At 35.4% G+C, this 17,349-nt stretch carries 16 protein-coding genes; 6 read left to right on the forward strand and 10 right to left on the reverse strand.

The window, feature by feature from the left end; all coding sequences use genetic code 11:
- The first annotated feature begins 83 nt into the window (after positions 1-83).
- The 3 genes from LMD38_RS22940 to LMD38_RS22950 all read left to right on the forward strand — a co-directional run bounded on the left by LMD38_RS22940 (position 84) and on the right by LMD38_RS22950 (position 4,518).
- Positions 84-1,613, forward strand: a complete 1,530-nt coding sequence (locus tag LMD38_RS22940) for a cardiolipin synthase (RefSeq protein WP_000743047.1) — start codon at positions 84-86, stop codon at positions 1,611-1,613.
- 127 nt (positions 1,614-1,740) lie between these two features.
- Positions 1,741-2,634, forward strand: coding sequence for an ATP-binding protein (locus LMD38_RS22945; protein ID WP_000892969.1), 894 nt, complete (start codon positions 1,741-1,743; stop codon positions 2,632-2,634).
- 3 nt (positions 2,635-2,637) lie between these two features.
- Positions 2,638-4,518 (forward strand): vWA domain-containing protein, encoded by a 1,881-nt coding sequence (locus LMD38_RS22950; protein ID WP_062821479.1) that lies wholly within the window; start codon positions 2,638-2,640, stop codon positions 4,516-4,518.
- A gap of 50 nt (positions 4,519-4,568) precedes the next feature.
- Here the strand turns inward: LMD38_RS22950 and LMD38_RS22955 are convergent, their stop codons facing one another.
- The 5 genes from LMD38_RS22955 to LMD38_RS22975 all read right to left on the reverse strand — a co-directional run bounded on the left by LMD38_RS22955 (position 4,569) and on the right by LMD38_RS22975 (position 9,480).
- Positions 4,569-6,038 (reverse strand): RNA-guided endonuclease InsQ/TnpB family protein, encoded by a 1,470-nt coding sequence (locus LMD38_RS22955; protein WP_062821478.1) that lies wholly within the window; start codon positions 6,036-6,038, stop codon positions 4,569-4,571.
- Between the two features lie 177 nt (positions 6,039-6,215).
- Positions 6,216-6,638, reverse strand: a complete 423-nt coding sequence (locus LMD38_RS22960; protein ID WP_001189933.1) for an NUDIX hydrolase — start codon at positions 6,636-6,638, stop codon at positions 6,216-6,218.
- Positions 6,625-7,167: an orotate phosphoribosyltransferase gene (pyrE, locus tag LMD38_RS22965; RefSeq protein WP_000417034.1), complete on the reverse strand. Its 543-nt coding sequence runs from the start codon at positions 7,165-7,167 to the stop codon at positions 6,625-6,627. Before pyrE ends, LMD38_RS22960 begins: the two co-directional genes overlap by 14 nt.
- A gap of 112 nt (positions 7,168-7,279) precedes the next feature.
- On the reverse strand, positions 7,280-8,245 hold the full coding sequence (locus tag LMD38_RS22970; RefSeq protein WP_016716442.1) for an L-threonine 3-dehydrogenase: 966 nt from the start codon (positions 8,243-8,245) through the stop codon (positions 7,280-7,282).
- Between the two features lie 44 nt (positions 8,246-8,289).
- Complete coding sequence (locus LMD38_RS22975) at positions 8,290-9,480, reverse strand: glycine C-acetyltransferase (RefSeq protein ID WP_000095907.1); 1,191 nt, start codon at positions 9,478-9,480, stop codon at positions 8,290-8,292.
- Between the two features lie 213 nt (positions 9,481-9,693).
- Here LMD38_RS22975 and LMD38_RS22980 point away from each other — a divergent pair, with 213 nt between their 5' ends.
- Positions 9,694-10,425 carry a class I SAM-dependent DNA methyltransferase gene (locus LMD38_RS22980; RefSeq protein WP_062821477.1) on the forward strand — a complete coding sequence of 244 codons (732 nt, stop codon included), beginning with the start codon at positions 9,694-9,696 and terminating at the stop codon, positions 10,423-10,425.
- A gap of 32 nt (positions 10,426-10,457) precedes the next feature.
- Here LMD38_RS22980 and LMD38_RS22985 read toward each other — a convergent pair whose 3' ends face one another.
- From LMD38_RS22985 to LMD38_RS22995, 3 genes are read right to left on the reverse strand one after another with little or no spacing between them, the layout of a single operon-like run.
- Positions 10,458-11,279 carry an ABC transporter ATP-binding protein gene (locus tag LMD38_RS22985; protein WP_001167956.1) on the reverse strand — a complete coding sequence of 274 codons (822 nt, stop codon included), beginning with the start codon at positions 11,277-11,279 and terminating at the stop codon, positions 10,458-10,460.
- Between the two features lie 12 nt (positions 11,280-11,291).
- Positions 11,292-12,350 (reverse strand): FecCD family ABC transporter permease, encoded by a 1,059-nt coding sequence (locus tag LMD38_RS22990; RefSeq protein WP_062821476.1) that lies wholly within the window; start codon positions 12,348-12,350, stop codon positions 11,292-11,294.
- On the reverse strand, positions 12,347-13,351 hold the full coding sequence (locus tag LMD38_RS22995) for a FecCD family ABC transporter permease (protein ID WP_062821475.1): 1,005 nt from the start codon (positions 13,349-13,351) through the stop codon (positions 12,347-12,349). Before LMD38_RS22995 ends, LMD38_RS22990 begins: the two co-directional genes overlap by 4 nt.
- Before the next feature lie 162 nt (positions 13,352-13,513).
- Between LMD38_RS22995 and LMD38_RS23000 the strand changes: the two genes are divergently transcribed.
- Both LMD38_RS23000 and LMD38_RS23005 read left to right on the forward strand, forming a co-directional pair.
- Positions 13,514-14,479 (forward strand): ABC transporter substrate-binding protein, encoded by a 966-nt coding sequence (locus LMD38_RS23000; protein ID WP_062821474.1) that lies wholly within the window; start codon positions 13,514-13,516, stop codon positions 14,477-14,479.
- A 381-nt stretch (positions 14,480-14,860) separates the two neighbouring features.
- Positions 14,861-16,210, forward strand: coding sequence for a peptide MFS transporter (locus LMD38_RS23005; RefSeq protein ID WP_000338308.1), 1,350 nt, complete (start codon positions 14,861-14,863; stop codon positions 16,208-16,210).
- A 43-nt stretch (positions 16,211-16,253) separates the two neighbouring features.
- Here LMD38_RS23005 and LMD38_RS23010 read toward each other — a convergent pair whose 3' ends face one another.
- Positions 16,254-16,433, reverse strand: a complete 180-nt coding sequence (locus LMD38_RS23010) for an acid-soluble spore protein H (protein ID WP_000382683.1) — start codon at positions 16,431-16,433, stop codon at positions 16,254-16,256.
- A 189-nt stretch (positions 16,434-16,622) separates the two neighbouring features.
- Positions 16,623-16,910: an ArsR/SmtB family transcription factor gene (locus tag LMD38_RS23015; protein ID WP_000081429.1), complete on the reverse strand. Its 288-nt coding sequence runs from the start codon at positions 16,908-16,910 to the stop codon at positions 16,623-16,625.
- Positions 16,911-17,349: the final 439 nt, after the last annotated feature.

Below are 17,349 nucleotides of genomic sequence, written 5' to 3' on the forward strand. Positions count from 1 at the left end.
AAACAATTTATAATAAAAATGTCACATTACATCCGCTATTTAGGAAGTCTATATTGAAGAAAGATTAGAGGAATTATATAGAAATGAAGAAACCTATTGTCCAATTACTATTAATATTTACAATTGTATCTATCGTTCTTTTCCTATTAAATACATCGTATATTTCGTTATATACATTTGTCGGCGTTCTCTGGTCCATCACAATTGTAGGAATTTCATTCGTTATTTTTATCGAAAATAGGTCTCCTCAAAGTACTTTAGCGTGGTTTTTAGTATTAGCACTTCTTCCCGTTGTAGGTGTACTTTTATACTCTATTTTCGGGCGTAGCCGTTGGAGAAGAAAAAAGCATCTCCATCGTTCAGAAGAACAAAGAAAATTATTCCGTGAAATATTAGAAGGAAGACGACTAGAGTTATCACTCAAAGTCCCATTAAGTGAACGCTCTACCCATTTAACAGAAGTTGTACAAAAATTTGGAGGCGGGCCTGCCGCAGATAGAACAACTACAAAACTTTTAACAAACGGAGATCAAACATTTTCAGAAATTTTGCAAGCTATCGAGCAAGCAAAACATCACATACATATTCAATACTATATTTATAAATCTGATGAGATTGGTACAAAAGTCCGGGATGCTTTAATAAACAAAGCAAAAGCTGGTGTTATTGTACGCTTCCTTTATGATGGATTAGGAAGTAATACGTTAAGAAGACGCTTTTTAAAACCTATGAAAGAAGCTGGGATTGAAATTGTTGAATTTGACCCTATTTTTTCAGCTTGGTTACTTGAAACAGTTAATTATCGTAACCACCGTAAAATCGTCATTGTCGATGGAGAAATTGGTTTTACTGGAGGACTTAATGTCGGTGATGAATATCTTGGCCGTTCAAAAAAGTTTCCCGTTTGGCGTGATAGTCATTTAAAAATCGAAGGAAAAGCGTTATATAAATTACAAGCAATTTTTCTAGAGGACTGGCTCTATGCATCTAGTGGTTTGAAAACCTATTCCTGGGATCAATTTATGAATAGACAATACTTCCCGGGTAAAGAAGTTTCAAGTGCAGAAGGTGCTGTGCAAATTGTAGCAAGCGGGCCAAGCTCAGATGATAAGAGCATTCGTAATACGTTATTAGCTATTATGGGCTCTGCAAAAAAATCTATTTGGATTGCTACACCATATTTTATTCCAGATCAAGAAACTTTAACATTATTACGTTTAAGTGCAATATCTGGCATAGATGTACGCATTTTATATCCTGGTAAAAGTGATAGTATTATTAGTGATCAAGCATCCCAATCCTACTTCACTCCACTTTTAAAAGCTGGCGCCTCCATCTATAGTTATAAAGATGGCTTTATGCATGCAAAACTTGTACTTGTTGATGATAAAATTGCAACAATCGGAACAGCAAATATGGATGTACGAAGCTTTGAATTGAATTACGAAATTATTAGCGTACTGTATGAATCAAAAACTGTTCATGATATTAAACGTGATTTTGAAGAAGACTTTAAGCATTCCACTGAAATTAAATGGAACGCTTTCCAAAAAAGAAGTATCAAAAAACGAATATTAGAGTCTTTTATGAGGCTCATTTCTCCTTTACTATAAGCAATCAATGTACAATTGATTGCTTTTTCTTTTATATTTGTCCCCTCCCCTTTTCTTTGCATACCATATTAAAACAAGTTATCATAAGATGTATTACTTTATGAAAATAATGTTAGGTGGGAAATACATGTTAGAACAATTTCATATACATGCTGATTTAAAACAACAGCTCTCTACAATTCACGAAAAGAATAAGCAAGAAGCTGGTGAAAATGCACATTTAATCGGTACAAAAATATATAAAGCATCTGATAATAGCATTATCGAAGATGCTATTACAGCACTTCTTCTTGGAAAAAACATTCTATTAAAAGGACCAACTGGTAGTGGTAAAACAGTACTAGCTGAAACGCTTTCTTCTTTATTCCAAAAACCAATGCATAGCATTAACTGTTCTGTCGACCTAGATGTAGAAGGTATTTTAGGATACAACACACTACAAACGAAAGATGGCGCATCTGAAGTTGCTTTCGTTAACGGTCCTCTTATGAAAGCGATGAAGAACGGTCATTTCCTATATATTGATGAAATCAATATGGCAAAACCTGAAACGTTACCACTTCTTCACGGTGCATTAGATTACCGTAAAATGATTACAAACCCGTTTACACAAGAAGTTGTATACGGTGATGACGAATATCGCGTAATCGCTGCCATTAATGAAGGTTACGTTGGTACAAGTGAACTAAACGAAGCGTTAAAAAACCGTTTCGTTATTATTGAAGTTCCTTACATTCAAGGTGATACATTAAAAGAATTATTATTAGCAGAATCAAAATTAAACGATGTTACAACAATTGAAAAGTTCGTTGCATTTGCAAGCGATCTTATGCCTTTAGCTCGTGACGGCCGCGTAAGTGAAGAAGCAGCAAGTATTCGTGGCATTATCGATGCATGTGATTTAGGTGTATATATTCCTGTTATGCGTGCAATTGAACGTAGTATTATCGCAAAATTAAACGATGAAACAGAACAAATGACTGTCCGTGAATTAGCAGAAAGTTATTTCTTTGAGGGATAATTCATGAGACAAATTTTTAGTGACAAAAAAATTGATGCGTCGCTGTTTCTACAAATGGAAAACTTAATGTATGCCCTTCTCAAAGAAGATGATGCCTACCTTGAGTATGGCTATAAAGCATACTACGACGAAATTGAAAAAAAGGTTGTCATTAGTCACTTTTGGGATGATCGAAAAGAAGAGGATACAGTAATCGGATTAAAAAGCGAAGTGTTTTTAAAAGCACTTGGTAATAAACATTACTCGGACATGACTTTAATTCGTTCTTATGCGATTGAATTACAAGAATCACCCTTAAAAAAGTTTTTAACACAATTATTTGTTCTATTAGAAGATTTACGTGTTGAGGAAATCGTAAAAAACTTACGCCCTGGCACAAAGCATGTTTTTAAAAGAAGAAAAGAAATGTATCGCAATTACTTTAGCTCACAAAATGAAATCAATCGCGTTCGTAACTATCACGGTGATCGTCTATTTTGTCTATGCTATCTTTCATTAACGAGCGATAAATATGAAATGTTTAATAATGAATATTTCGAGCAAATTGAAGCTATTCTGCATGAAACATTCCAAGCTCGTAATACGGAAGATATTATGTATATCGTTGAGAAAATTCGCTATCGTTTAGAGGAGCTTCTTGAAAGTGATATGCTTAACAACTATTTCGGACATGCTCCGCTCTACTTATCTGTTATTGCAGATGAAAAAGACAGCCGTCCCGAAAAATTAGCAAATGATGATACACAAATCGTTGATGATGAGAATAAAAATAAAATGAATGAAAGCTTCTCTACATGGCACCGTGAAAATAAAAACAATGAAAATGAGAACTTTTTACGTTTTGAATTAGAAAGCGGAACAAAAACAAATATGATGGGTGATACTGCTCGCGAATCAGAAGATGGTGACCAAGCGCTTGGCTCTGTACAAGGTACTTCTCAAAAAAGTACACAATCCAACTTTGATGGTGCTGATACAGAGGAAGCAAGAGCCTCTCACGCTTCTAGTCAAAATGATAGTGCATACGGTAAGTATAACACTGGCGCTTCTCATACATTTAAAGAAGCACGCAAACCAAATCCTGACGAGAAAAAGGATTACCAAGCTATTAAATCAGTCGTTAATAAAGATGTAAAAGAATTAAAGAAAATTATCGAAAAAACGATTGAAAATAAAACGAATGCAAATAGTGATAAATATTACGGAAGACTTCGTAAGAAATTCCTTCGTATTTATACTGAAAAGCAGCCTCGCATGTTTTATAAAAAAGGGCAAGAATCACAAGAGCTCGACGTTGCATTCCAACTACTAGTGGACTGCTCTGGTTCTATGTATAACAAAATGGAAGAAACGAAAAAGAGTGTGGTCCTATTCCATGAAGCGTTGAAATCTTTAAAAATCCCGCACGCTATTAGCGGATTTTGGGAAGATGCTTCTAGTGCTAAACCTGAAGATAAACCGAACGTTATCCATGAAGTTGTAACGTATAAAAACTCAACGTTACCAAACGTTGGTCCCGAAATTATGCAGCTTCGCGAAGAAGAAGATAATCGCGACGGATATATTATTCGTATCGTTTCAGAAAAGCTTGCAAAAAGACCAGAAAAGCATAAATTCTTACTTGTCTTCACAGACGGTGAGCCTTCTGCTCTAGACTATCAACAAGACGGTATTTTAGATACGCACGAAGCTGTCAAACTTGCTCGCAAAAGCGGCATGGAAGTAATCGGTATTTTCATCGAAGAAGGCGAAGCGAAAGAAGCAACTTATCAATTAATGAAGAACATTTATAACCATCACTTCTTAGTTGCAAATCACGCTGAAGATTTACGTCTGAAGATTAAACCACTATTGAAAAAGTTATTACTGAAGACGATTGAATGAACACTCCCCCACTTAGCAAAGCTTGAAGTGGGGGTTTCTAACGTTTCGACCTAACGGACGATTAACGTCAGGGGAGTTAACACATTAGCGAGCTGTTTCACGCCTAACCCCTCTATCCCATTTGTCCATGCATTTGGGATTACTTTTCGTAAAATGTTAGCCGCAGCATTTACATCTGCATGAATTAAAGTTTTATTTGCTGAACGATATATGCCGCGCTTTATTCGTTTTCCTGAAAAAGTTGTATTTTGGTCATTTTCTCCATACATTGGAATGAAGTCGTTATCCAGAAAACTTGCTTTCGATGTATATGATTCTTCAGTTACAACAACTTGAATGCCTACAGTATTTGCTTTGTATGTAATTATTTGAATCAGTAAATTATGCGGGATATGACAAAACGATTGGTTATTTCTTTTTCCCATATTCGTTTCTTGTTTCCAACTTTTGTTTTGGCCAATAACGATTTTACAAACTTCTTCTTCTTGAGCTAGTTTTACGATGTGGTGACTAACTTTATGGAAGACGTCTTTTATTTTCAAGTAACGTTTTTGATGAAGTTTTTCTATCCTTTTAGAAGTAAAAGGTCCTTCATTCGTTTGTTTTCCATTTCTAAGAATGCTTGTAAAATGACCCTTCATTTTGTTGTAATATTGATTTATGCTTTTGACATGTTTGCCCTTAACAAGGACAGGTTTCATACCTGTGTTTGTTACGATGGTTGCAAGGTTATCAATACCTAAATCAATACTCATATAACGAGCATTCTCTTCCATAATTTGTTGTTCAGAAGGAACATCAATTACCAATTCCACTACATATTCATTGTATTTTGGAATCACACGAACTTGTTTCAGTTTACCTTCAGTGAAACCTAGTTTCCCAATATTTAATTGCAATTTCGTCTTTGGAAACTTTAAAAATCTACCGTTTTTAATGATGCAATCTTGGTTTGTATACAGAATCTCTTTTTCAGAAGAACGAATATACTTTGGAATCCTAGGCATTCCAGCATATTTGTTTGGATTCTTTTTATAGTCTTTTAAACTAGCAAAAAAAGATTTCCAATTTTGGAACAAACCTTTCATGATGGACTGGCTACATTGCGTAGGCAAAGCTCGATAATCCTTTTGAATCATAGCCTTAAATAGTGCATCTAGAAAGTTGTAATCTACATAAGGCTTTTCAAAATTAGGTTCTGAAAACAAATTACATGTAATCTCTTTCTGTTCTTCTTTAGGCTTTAATTTCTCTTTTTCCAATTTCTTCTGATAGGCAAGAAGTTGTGTGTCATTCATCTTACCAATATTTTTATGAATATGATCCAGAACTTCTTTTTGCAAAGGCTGCAACTCTTTTTCTTGTGTTAATCCAGTGTACACCTGGCGTATATAAAAGTTTGTAGTGTTGTACATATTCTTAGCGTTATGACAACATTCTTGAAAATAAGAATACATACGATGCCCTTTTTTAATCCAAATTTGAAGAGTTTTATAGTTTGATGGATTTTCCTTTGCCATTTTATTCACCTCCTTGTTAAGGATATTATAGCAAAAAAGGAACATACATTCCCTTTTTCTTGAAAATAAAATATTTCTTTCGATTCACCTCACCACCTTCACTTACGTTTAGAGGTGGGAGTCCTCTCGAAAGGCATGATAGAAAAACAGGAGCGTTTTCCTGTTTTTTTCTTTCAATCACTTTGTTTCTGGCTGAAACTTGTATGGAATGGCTACTTCTAATAATGCCTCAAATCCACCATCGTAGAATGGGAATCGTTCATTTGCAATTGCTCTGTCCACCCACTCTATTGCAGAAATTTCTTCTTCATCTTCTGCAATAAGTTCACCTGTTACTACATTTGCTCGGAATGTAAATAATAGTGCATGATTCCCTGATTCTTCAAAGAATTTTTCATTGATCGCAACAAGTCCACCTGTCATAGCCGTTAAACCTGTCTCTTCTCTTACTTCCCTTACTAGAGCTTCCTCTAACGTTTCACCCTTTTCAACAGCCCCACCCGGCAATGACCAAATATTTTGTTCTACATTATGTACCATTAATATTTTATCTGTTTCTTCGTCATGTATTAGTGCATATACGACATCAACTCTTTGCATGTTGCTTTTCTCCTTCAATTAACTCATCCATTGTAAATAAGGAATGTAGCTGTAAACCATCTTCTAATAAGTTTTCTTTTCCCTCTTTCGTTCGTTCAATCACGCCTAGAACATGGTGGACTTTCGCACCTAATCCTCTTAAATCTTTCGTGCTTAATAATATTTGACCACCTGTCGTAATAACATCTTCAACAACACAAACATTTTTCCCAGCAATATCAACGCCTTCTGCTAACTTGCATGTACCGTACTTCTTCGCTTCTTTTCTTACAAATACAACTGGTATACCTGTTTGTAAAGATAATGCTGTTGCTACTGGAATTCCTCCCATCTCTAAACCTGCGAGCACTTCTGTCTCAGGAGGAATGAGCTCTTTCAATTGTTTAGCAATTTCTACTAGCAGTACTGGATTAGATTCAAATAAGTACTTATCAAAGTATTGATTTGATACTTGTCCTGATCGAAGTTTAAATGTTCCCGTTAAACGTGACGTATTGTAAATTTCCTTTGCTAACTCCCATTTCTCCATTCCCTGTCTCCCCTTTACACACAAATTAACTCATTCTATCACACTTGTAATTATTTGTATATTCCTAAAATACAAACAAAAAAGGTCAATTCCTAAGAATCGACCCTTCCTATTAATTCATCACTAACTCAGCTGCGAGCTTTTTTTTTAACTTAGCAAGCATGTCCGTTGTCATTTTGTCTAAATCGTATTCTGCTTTAAAGCCCCACTCTTTCATTGCTGCTGTTGCATCAATAGAGTTTGGCCAACTATCAGCGATTGTTTGACGAGCAGGATCTACAGCGTAATCCATCGTAAACGCCGGGATGTGTTTACGAATTGATGCTGCGATTTGCTCCGGCTCAAAGCTCATTGCTGTAATATTGAACGCGTTTCTATGCACAAGTTTACTTGGATCAGCTTCCATTAATGAAATGATCGCTTGTAAAGCATCTGGCATGTACATCATATCCATGTATGTTCCTTCTGCAATGTATGAGGTGTATGTGCCTTTTTTAATCGCCTCATAATAAATTTCAACTGCATAATCAGTTGTTCCCCCTCCTGGAGGAGCTACATAAGAAATTAAACCTGGGAAACGTACACCGCGCGTATCAACGCCAAATTTTTGATGATAATAATCACATAGTAATTCTCCTGCTACTTTGTTTACCCCATACATCGTAGTAGGACGCTGAATTGTATCTTGTGGCGTATTATCTTTCGGCGTTGATGGACCAAATGCACCGATAGAACTTGGCGTGAAGAATTTACAGTTTAATTCACGAGCTGCTTCTAATGCATTTACAAGTCCGCCCATATTCAAATTCCATGCAAATAATGGATTTTTTTCTGCTGTTGCTGAAAGTAAAGCTGCTAAATGAATAATTGTATCTACTTCATTACGCTTTGCGATATCATGTAGTTTTTGTCCATCTGTTACATCTAACGTTTCAAATGGACCAGATGTTACTACTTCACTATCTGTTTCACGAATATCTGTTGCAATAACATTTGATGCGCCGTATACATCACGAAGTTTCATTACTAGTTCAGAACCAATTTGCCCTAAAGAACCGGTTACTAGAATTTTTTTCATTTTCCCCACTCCTCATTTGCAAGCTATTCAAAAGATGTCTTTACTTAAATGATGCCCATTTCTTTCCCTACTTTTTCATACTTACGAATTGCCTCATCCAACATTTCTTTCGTATGAGCTGCTGTTGGCATATTACGAACGCGTCCTGTTCCTTTAGGTACAGTTGGGAACACGATAGATTTTGCATATACGCCCTCTTCATTTAGACGTTTACTAAATTCTTGTGTTAATACTTCGTCACCAATAATACAAGGTGTAATTGGCGTTTCACTTTCCCCGATGTTAAAGCCAAGTTCTTTTAACCCTTGTTTTAAATAGCGACCATTTTCCCATAAACGATCATGCAACTCTGTGCTTTCCATTAAGATTTCAATGGATCTCATGCAAGCTGCTGCATCAGCTGGTGTTAATGCTGTAGAGAATAAGAATGGACGTGAACGAACTTTTAACCAGTCAATTAAGTTTTGTTTTCCTGCTACATATCCACCAATTACCCCAATTGCTTTTGACAATGTACCAATTTGGAAATCAACTTTATCAGATAGACCGAAGTGCTTTACAGTTCCTGCACCTTTTCCAAGTACACCTGAACCGTGTGCATCATCTACGTATGTCATTAAATCTAATTCTTCCGCAATCTCAACAATTTCTGGTAGTTTTGCAACATCTCCATCCATTGAGAAGACACCGTCTGTAATGACCATTAATTTATTGTAAAGACCTGATTCTTTCGCCGCGATTGCTTTTTGGCGTAAATCTTCCATATCAGAATGTTTATAAACGATAATTTTTGCTTTTGATAGACGACTACCATCGATAATGGAAGCATGGTTTAATTCGTCTGAAAGAATCGCATCATTTTTATCCATAACAGCTGAAATCGCTGCCATATTACAGTTAAATCCTGATTGATAAGCAATCGCTGCTTCTGTATGTTTAAACTTTGCAATTGTTTCTTCTAATTTAATATGCAAATCTAAAGTACCGTTAATTGTACGAACAGCTCCTGCTCCAACCCCGTACTTATGAATTGCACCAATTGCTGCTTCTTGCAAACGGCTATCTGTTGCTAATCCAAGATAGTTGTTTGAAGATAAGTTAATATATTCTTTTCCACCAATTGTAATGATTGGTCCATTTGAACTTTCAAGCGGATCAATTACGTTATAAAGCCCCTTTGATTTTAAATCCTCTAAATTTTCTTCTAAAAATTTTGCAAGTGTTTTACTAGACATCGTGAAGCCTCCCATCGTTCATGTAAGCGAATTATTGTCTTAATAGTTCTAATAATCCCTCTACTAGCTTAACACGTTTTCAGAATTTATTATAGAAAAATAGTTTAAAGTAACCGCTTACAATTCTAGATTATATACGATTCATTACAAGAAATCTATCATTTACTTTTCATATTTGGTAGAATAAAAAAAATATGTAAGGGGGCTTCAATCATGGCATTTACTGAATCTGATGTATATAATAACGAAGCATTTTTTGAACAATATATGAAGCGAAGATATCGAGAAAATAGCCCAAATGAGTCACTTGAAAAACCAGCCTTCTTTCAACTCATTAGTAATGTTAAAGGAAAGCGAATTCTCGATTTAGGCTGCGGTGATGCTAAGTTCGGTGAGGAGTTATTAGAAAAAGGCTGCCACTCTTACACTGGTATTGAAGGCTCCGAACTTATGTATGAAAAAGCTAAAAAACAACTAGAAAACAAAAATGGCGCCGTTCATTTTTTAAACCTCAAAGACTACACATACCCTCCTTCTACTTTTGATTTAGTAACATCTAGACTCGCCTTACATTATATCGAACATCTTCCTATCATTTTTCAAAATGTGTACGAAACTTTAAAGACAAATGGAACCTTTACTTTTAGCGTTCAACACCCTATTATTACCTCTTCATTTGAAAGCTTGCAAACGAGCGGAAAAAGAACGAGTTGGCTCGTCGATGATTACTTTAAACTAGGCAAACGGGTTGAACCTTGGATTGATCAAGAAGTTATTAAATATCATCGTACAACGGAAGAATATTTTACACTATTACAACAAGCTGGATTTACAATTACGAATTTAAAAGAAGCTACACCAGATCAAACTTATTTTCAAAACGCGGAAGAATATGAACGTCGTTTACGTATCCCCCTCTTCCTCTTATTCTCTTGCCGAAAATAAAAAAGACGATGACCCTCTCATCGTCTTTTTCATTATCTCATTGCCTGAGCAACCTCTTTACGTACACGTCTTCCTTTTCCATGTGGGATACAAAGTGGCGTCCCAAATAATGGATCTGTACTGATTTGACATTCCATTCGGAATACATCACGTACTAGCTTCTCATCTACTACTTCTTCTGGCTTACCTTGTGCATATATTTGTTTATCTTGAATGGCTACAATATTGTCTGCATAACGGCAGGCTAAATTTAAATCGTGTAGTACCATAACAATTGTTCTTTGTTCTTTTTCATTTAATTCGAATAATAAATCTAGCACTTCAATTTGGTGAGTCATATCTAAATAGGTAGTAGGCTCATCCAATAAAATAATATCTGTATCTTGTGCAAGCGTCATTGCAATCCAAGCACGTTGTCGTTGTCCACCTGAAAGAGCATGCACATCACGCTCAGCAAATTCTGTCATCCCTGTTGCTGCAAGTGCCTTCTGTACCATTTCTTCGTCTTTTTCTGACCACTGTTTCAGCCATGTTTGATATGGATAACGCCCTTGTTTTACAAGTTGCAATACTGTAAGACCTTCTGGCGCTTGCGGTCCTTGCGGTAAAATTGCCATTTGACGGGCAATTTGCTTCGTTTGCATACTTTGAATCGCTTGATTATCTAACAAAATGTCACCAGTTGTTGGTTTTAATAATCTAGCTAGTGAACGTAATAAAGTTGATTTTCCGCAACCGTTAGAACCAATGAAGATTGTAATTTCGCCTTTTGGAATTTCTAAATTCAACTCATCAATAATAATTGTTTCACCATAAGACAACGTCAAACGTTTCGTCTCCAATGCTTTTTGCATATTCATCTCCCTTTATGAATTCCGACTTTTATAAAGTAAATAAATAAAATAAGGTGCACCAATTGCTGATGTAAATACCCCTGCTGGAATTTCAAGTGGGGTGAAAACTGTACGCCCAATTAAATCTGCAGCAAGTACTAAAATTGCACCAACAATCGCCGCAACTGGGAGTAATGCACCATATAAAGAACCAACTAGTCTTCGTGAAATATGAGGTGCCATTAAACCAACAAATCCAATTCCTCCAGCAAAGGCAACTGCTCCACCAATTAAAGCTGTACTAAGTAATAACATGAATACGCGTGACTTCGTTAAAGGAACACCAAGTCCTACCGCAATATCATCCCCTAGCTCTTGCGCATTTAAATGTCTAGCAGCTATAAATGATATTACCGTTAAAATGAGAACCCACGGCGCAAGTACCATGACATTTTGCCATGAAGAACCATAAACAGTACCCGTAATCCATACATTCGCTTGACTTGCTTGATAAATTGGCGCTAATAACATAAACAAAGTCGTTGCCGCTTTCGTTAATGCCCAAAACCCAACACCAATTAAAACAAGACTAATCGGCGATAACCCGTCATTTCTCCATGCAAATAAATATACAAAAAGCGCTACAATTGTTGCCCCAACAAAGGCTGCTAGCGGCATATAATGAATGCTTACAGTTAGCGCATTATTTTTATCACTAAATATAGCTAAAAACAATACAACTGCAACACTTGCACCACCTGTAATCCCGATAATATCCGGAGAAGCAAGTGGATTTCGGACGAGGCCTTGTAAAATACATCCTGCGATCGCAAGTGCGATCCCTACAAGAATAGCAATTAAAATACGCGGCATACGAAACTTATTTACAACCATATTTGCCATCGCATCGCCATTTCCAGTGATCGCTTGCCATACATCATAAGGAGCAATTTTCATGTCTCCCATACCTGCACTCGCAAAAAATAATCCTATTAAAACAACTAGTAAACTGAATAAGACGAGACAAGCTCGTTTATACATTAAAAACGAGAGCCCGCCTTTTCCTATACGAAACGGAATATACTTCTTCATTTGCTAAGCCCTCTCTTACGTGCAATATAAATAAAGAACGGCGCACCAATAAATGCTGTCATAACTCCTACCGGTACTTCTTGTGGCATAATGACATATCTTGCTGCGATATCAGCTAAGATTAATAGTATTGCACCTAACAAGCCGCTATACGGCACTCTCCATCTATGATCTACTCCAACAAGAAATCTGGAAAAGTGCGGGGTAATGATTCCAATAAATCCAATTGGACCAGCAACGGCAACTGAACCACCAGACAACAGGACAATAATAAGTAACACGAATGATTTCATTAAAATCGTTCGTTGCCCAAGTCCCTTTGCAACGTCTTCCCCCATCATCAATGTATTTACTTTCCCTGCCATCATAATAGATGCAATCCAGCCTATTAATAAATACGGGCATACAGATTGTAAAATTTCTAACTTTCTTCCTTGCACAGATCCGGCAAGCCAAAATAATACTTCTTCAAGCGCCTTTTCATTTAAAACAAGTAATCCTTGTGTTAATGATGAAAATAACGCACTAATTGCGACCCCTGCTAATGTTAACTTAAGAGGTGTTGTCCCCTCTTTTCCTAAAGAACTAGAAGCAAATACAAGTACAGCTGCAACTGCTGCCCCTAAAAAGGAAATCCACGTGAAAGCTGATAGTGATGTCACGGAAAAAATAACAATTGCTACAACGATGAAGAAAGCAGCACCTGAATTTAATCCAATAAAATCTGGAGAAGCAAGTGGATTCTTCGTTAAAGTTTGCATAAGACAACCTGCAATGGCTAAACTAGCACCAACACTTGCTGCAATTAATGCCCTTGGTAGACGCACATTTTGAATAATAATATGTTCATTAGAACCATTAAAATGGAAAAAAGCATCTAACGCTAATTTCCAACTCGTATTTGTATATCCAAAAATAATACTTCCCCAAATACAAGTAATGACTGCAATGATCCCAACAAATAATCCAATCCATTTTGCTTGATTTGTTTTTAATAACATGCAGCGTTTCCCCTTCAATGTATAATGATACGTTGTAAGTGTATTTCAACTTAATTCTCATTGTCAACGGAAATGAGAATTATTTTCATTGACAACGAGGCCATGAAGTATTATTATCATGCTTGCTATTGAAAAAAATTCTCACTATGTAGGGGGTACATAATGAATTTCATGCGAAAGAAATCGTTTACAGTATTTGTATTTTTACTAGCCTTTTCACTACTTTTAAGTGCTTGTGGAAAATCAAATACGAAAGAAGATACAAAAGAAGATACAAAAAAAGAAATGATTACAGTTGAACATGCAATGGGGAAAACAGAAGTTCCTGCTAATCCAAAACGTGTAGTTATTTTAACAAACGAAGGAACTGAAGCTTTACTTGAGCTAGGTGTGAAACCAGTTGGGGCTGTAAAATCTTGGACTGGTGATCCATGGTATCCACATATTAAAGATAAAATGAAAGATGTAAAAGTTGTTGGTGATGAAGGACAAGTGAACGTAGAAACAATCGCTTCTTTACAACCAGACTTAATTATCGGTAACAAAATGCGTCACGAAAAAGTGTACGAGCAACTAAAAGCAATTGCACCTACTGTGTTCTCTGAAACATTACGTGGTGAATGGAAAGATAACTTCAAGTTTTATGCGAAAGCATTAAATAAAGAAAAAGAAGGCCAAAAGGTTTTAGCTGATTACGAGAAAAGTATGAAAGATTTAAAAGCCAAACTAGGTGATAAAGTAAATCAAGAAATCTCTATGGTTCGCTTCATGCCTGGTGATGTTCGTATTTATCATGGTGATACATTCTCTGGTGTTATTTTAAAAGAACTTGGATTTAAACGTCCTGGTGATCAAAATAAAGATGACTTCGCAGAGCGTAACGTATCTAAAGAACGTATTTCTGCAATGGATGGCGATGTATTATTCTACTTCACATTCGATAAAGGAAACGAGAAAAAAGGCTCTGAATTAGAAAAAGAATATATCAATGATCCGCTATTTAAAAACTTAAATGCAGTAAAAAATGGTAAAGCATACAAAGTTGATGATGTGATTTGGAATACAGCTGGTGGTGTAATGGCTGCTAACCTACTATTAGATGATATCGAAAAACGCTTTGTTAAATAATCTTTCCTTAGCCAGCTCTGCTTCTATGGAGCTGGTTATTTTTCAATTCACTTAAATGTCACATTATTTCATTTTGTATTTTTATTCCCAATATGTTATATTATAAAAGTAAATAGAATGTATTTTCTTTATATCAGAATAAATATTTTAATCTAAATTTTCTGATTAATCACTATTTTATTTTCTTTTAGAATTCAATTATTACATTTGAAAACGCTTATCATCTCGTTTTCAGGGCAAAATACAGTAACGGTTGAAGTAAAATAGAACTTTTTTAGAAATTTTCTTTCTATTTCCATATAATTCTATTGACTTCTAAATATTTTGTAAATTAAAATGATTACATAAATATCCGTTATACAGGATTAGGGGGAAACAAAAATGGATGCAGCTTTAAAATTAGACAAAGCTGGAGAGCAACAATCACCAAAAAAACATCCACCAGGGTTATACTTGTTGTTCTTTACAGAAGCATGGGAAAGATTCAGTTATTACGGAATGCGTGGCTTATTAGTTCTTTATTTAACAACGAGCTTAGTAAGCGGCGGTTTAGGATTTGATAAAGCAGTTGCAGTTCAAATTTACGGTATTTTCACAATGTTAGTATACTTCACACCGATTATCGGTGGTTGGTTAACTGACCATTTCATTACGAAGCGCCATGCTATTACTATTGGTGGTATCATCATGGCAATTGGTAACTTTGTACTATTCTCAATGAACACAAAAACTGGACTATTTTTAGGATTAGGATTATTAGTTATTGGTAACGGATTCTTCAAACCAAATATTTCGACTTTATTAGGTCAATTATATAGCGAAAACGATTCTCGTCGTGATAGTGCCTTCACTATCTTCTACATGGGAATTAACTTAGGTGCTCTTATCGCTCCATTCATTTGCGGTTACTTCGCAGACTATAGATACGGTTTCTTAACAGCTTGTATCGGTATGATTATTGGACAGCTTGCCTTTAATTTCTTAGCACCTCGTTACTTAGGGTCTATCGGAACAACTGTTGTAGGGAAAAAATCTAAAGAAAAAAATGCAAAAGCAATCGAGAAAAAACCTTTAACAACACAAGAGAAAAAACGTACTGCTGCAATTTTAATTTTAACTTGTTTCGTAGTATTCTTCTGGGCAGGATTTGAGCAAGCAGGTAGTTCTTTAACACTTTACACAGATAAGTTTGTGGATCGTACAATTGGTGGATTTACAATTCCAACACCTTGGTTCCAATCTGTAAACCCACTATTCATTATCTTACTAGCATTACCTGTTTCTGCATTATGGATTAAACTTTCGAAAACAAAAAATGGTGATTTAAAAATCCCAACAAAAATGGCATTTGGTATGATTTTACTAGGGATTGGATATTTAGTTCTAACTTTAGCTGTATTAAAAACTGGTAGCGACGAAGGTAACATTACAATGAAAGCAAACTTACTATTCATCGTATTCACTTACATGTTCCATACAATTGGTGAATTATTCTTATCACCAATCGGATTATCTATGGTAAGTGCAATCGCTCCTGTTAAATTAGCATCATTATTAATGGGTGTATGGTTAGCTGGTACTGGCTTCGCAAACTTATTAGCAGGACAATTAGCTGCTTTCACTCAATCTTTAGGATATTTAGAAGTATTCGCAAGTATCGGTATTATCGTAATCGTACTCGGATTAGTACTTCTTATGTTCTCTAAGAAAATTGCACATATGATGGAATAAGAAATAAAAAGACGCTTCTAAACATTTAGAAGCGTCTTTTCTATTACTTCTCCTCTAAAGCCGTCACGTTCACGTGGACGCTTTCTCCAGGATTAGATACATCATACACTTGAGCAACCCCACTCTGCTCGTCACAGCTCTCAATCCATACTGGTACACCTTCATATGTAACGTCGATTCTACTTGAAGAAGATAAAATTTGTTTCACACGTTTTACATCCATTCTACTATCCCTCCTTTTACTTATTACACTCCTTTCTATCTTTTCTTTTCCTTTTAGAATATATTCCATATAGCAACATTTTAATGGTTAGCCTTTTTTCCTTACATATTAACATTCTTTCTCATATCACCTTCTAACAAATAAAAAAAGACGTAGATCCCATACGTCTTTTTCCATAATATTCAAATTTTAAGAAAATAATGTTTTTACTACTTCACTTACTTTATCATTATGAATTTGATAATACACTTCCAGTCCTCGTCGTTCAAAGCGTACTACTTTATTTTGTTTTAATTTCGTTAAATGTTGCGAAACTGTTGATTGCGGAATTTCTAACACTTCCTGTAATTGTGTTACGTTACATGTTCCACGTTGCATTAGTTCCATTACTAGGCGTAGACGCAACGGATGCGCTAACGCTCTTAACATTTGTACATCTTCTTCTGAAATACGACATTCGAATTGATTTTGGCTCATAAAGTTCCCCTCATTTTCGTTTTTATTTTCTTTTTATTTATTTATATATCTGTTCTTATATTTCCTGTTACGACATAACTTTATCAACCTATAAAGCTGAAAAATTTTTCCACCTTAACCAGCAAAGGACTCAGGAAAAATTCCTTGCTGATTTTGAATATTATACTATACGATATAACGAAAAAGCAAAATAACGGGCTGCAAATACTTTGCTTGCAAACGTTGTTTTATCAGGCTTTTTGTTATATTTTTACCTCATTGCAATGTGCAGTAATGATATTGTAAAATACCGTCTATAATTGATAACCTATCGTAACGTATTTGGGTTATATTTAACCTCTTTGTTACGCTAAAAGGAATTTTCAGTAAAAAGAGCTGCCGTAACATTAAATATTAACTTATTACTTTTTAATTCATATTCACTAGCTTGAACTATGAT

The sequence above is a fragment of the Bacillus pacificus genome (assembly GCF_020861345.1).
GTDB classification, from domain to species: domain Bacteria; phylum Bacillota; class Bacilli; order Bacillales; family Bacillaceae_G; genus Bacillus_A; species Bacillus_A pacificus.

What these genes read in the sequence shown, in the direction of transcription:
- LMD38_RS22985 (WP_001167956.1), bottom strand. Translation starts at nt 11,279, where the DNA reads ATGCAAAAAGCATTGGAGACGAAACGTTTGACGTTGTCTTATGGTGAA.
- LMD38_RS22970 (WP_016716442.1), bottom strand. Translation starts at nt 8,245, where the DNA reads ATGAAAAAAATTCTAGTAACCGGTTCTTTAGGGCAAATTGGTTCTGAA.
- LMD38_RS22950 (WP_062821479.1), top strand. Translation starts at nt 2,638, where the DNA reads ATGAGACAAATTTTTAGTGACAAAAAAATTGATGCGTCGCTGTTTCTA.
- LMD38_RS23010 (WP_000382683.1), bottom strand. Translation starts at nt 16,433, where the DNA reads ATGGATGTAAAACGTGTGAAACAAATTTTATCTTCTTCAAGTAGAATC.
- LMD38_RS22940 (WP_000743047.1), top strand. Translation starts at nt 84, where the DNA reads ATGAAGAAACCTATTGTCCAATTACTATTAATATTTACAATTGTATCT.
- pyrE (WP_000417034.1), bottom strand. Translation starts at nt 7,167, where the DNA reads ATGGAGAAATGGGAGTTAGCAAAGGAAATTTACAATACGTCACGTTTA.
- LMD38_RS23015 (WP_000081429.1), bottom strand. Translation starts at nt 16,910, where the DNA reads ATGAGCCAAAATCAATTCGAATGTCGTATTTCAGAAGAAGATGTACAA.
- LMD38_RS22995 (WP_062821475.1), bottom strand. Translation starts at nt 13,351, where the DNA reads ATGTTATTAAAAACAAATCAAGCAAAATGGATTGGATTATTTGTTGGG.
- LMD38_RS22990 (WP_062821476.1), bottom strand. Translation starts at nt 12,350, where the DNA reads ATGAAGAAGTATATTCCGTTTCGTATAGGAAAAGGCGGGCTCTCGTTT.
- LMD38_RS22945 (WP_000892969.1), top strand. Translation starts at nt 1,741, where the DNA reads ATGTTAGAACAATTTCATATACATGCTGATTTAAAACAACAGCTCTCT.
- LMD38_RS22975 (WP_000095907.1), bottom strand. Translation starts at nt 9,480, where the DNA reads ATGTCTAGTAAAACACTTGCAAAATTTTTAGAAGAAAATTTAGAGGAT.
- LMD38_RS22955 (WP_062821478.1), bottom strand. Translation starts at nt 6,038, where the DNA reads ATGGCAAAGGAAAATCCATCAAACTATAAAACTCTTCAAATTTGGATT.
- LMD38_RS23000 (WP_062821474.1), top strand. Translation starts at nt 13,514, where the DNA reads ATGAATTTCATGCGAAAGAAATCGTTTACAGTATTTGTATTTTTACTA.
- LMD38_RS22980 (WP_062821477.1), top strand. Translation starts at nt 9,694, where the DNA reads ATGGCATTTACTGAATCTGATGTATATAATAACGAAGCATTTTTTGAA.
- LMD38_RS22960 (WP_001189933.1), bottom strand. Translation starts at nt 6,638, where the DNA reads ATGCAAAGAGTTGATGTCGTATATGCACTAATACATGACGAAGAAACA.
- LMD38_RS23005 (WP_000338308.1), top strand. Translation starts at nt 14,861, where the DNA reads ATGGATGCAGCTTTAAAATTAGACAAAGCTGGAGAGCAACAATCACCA.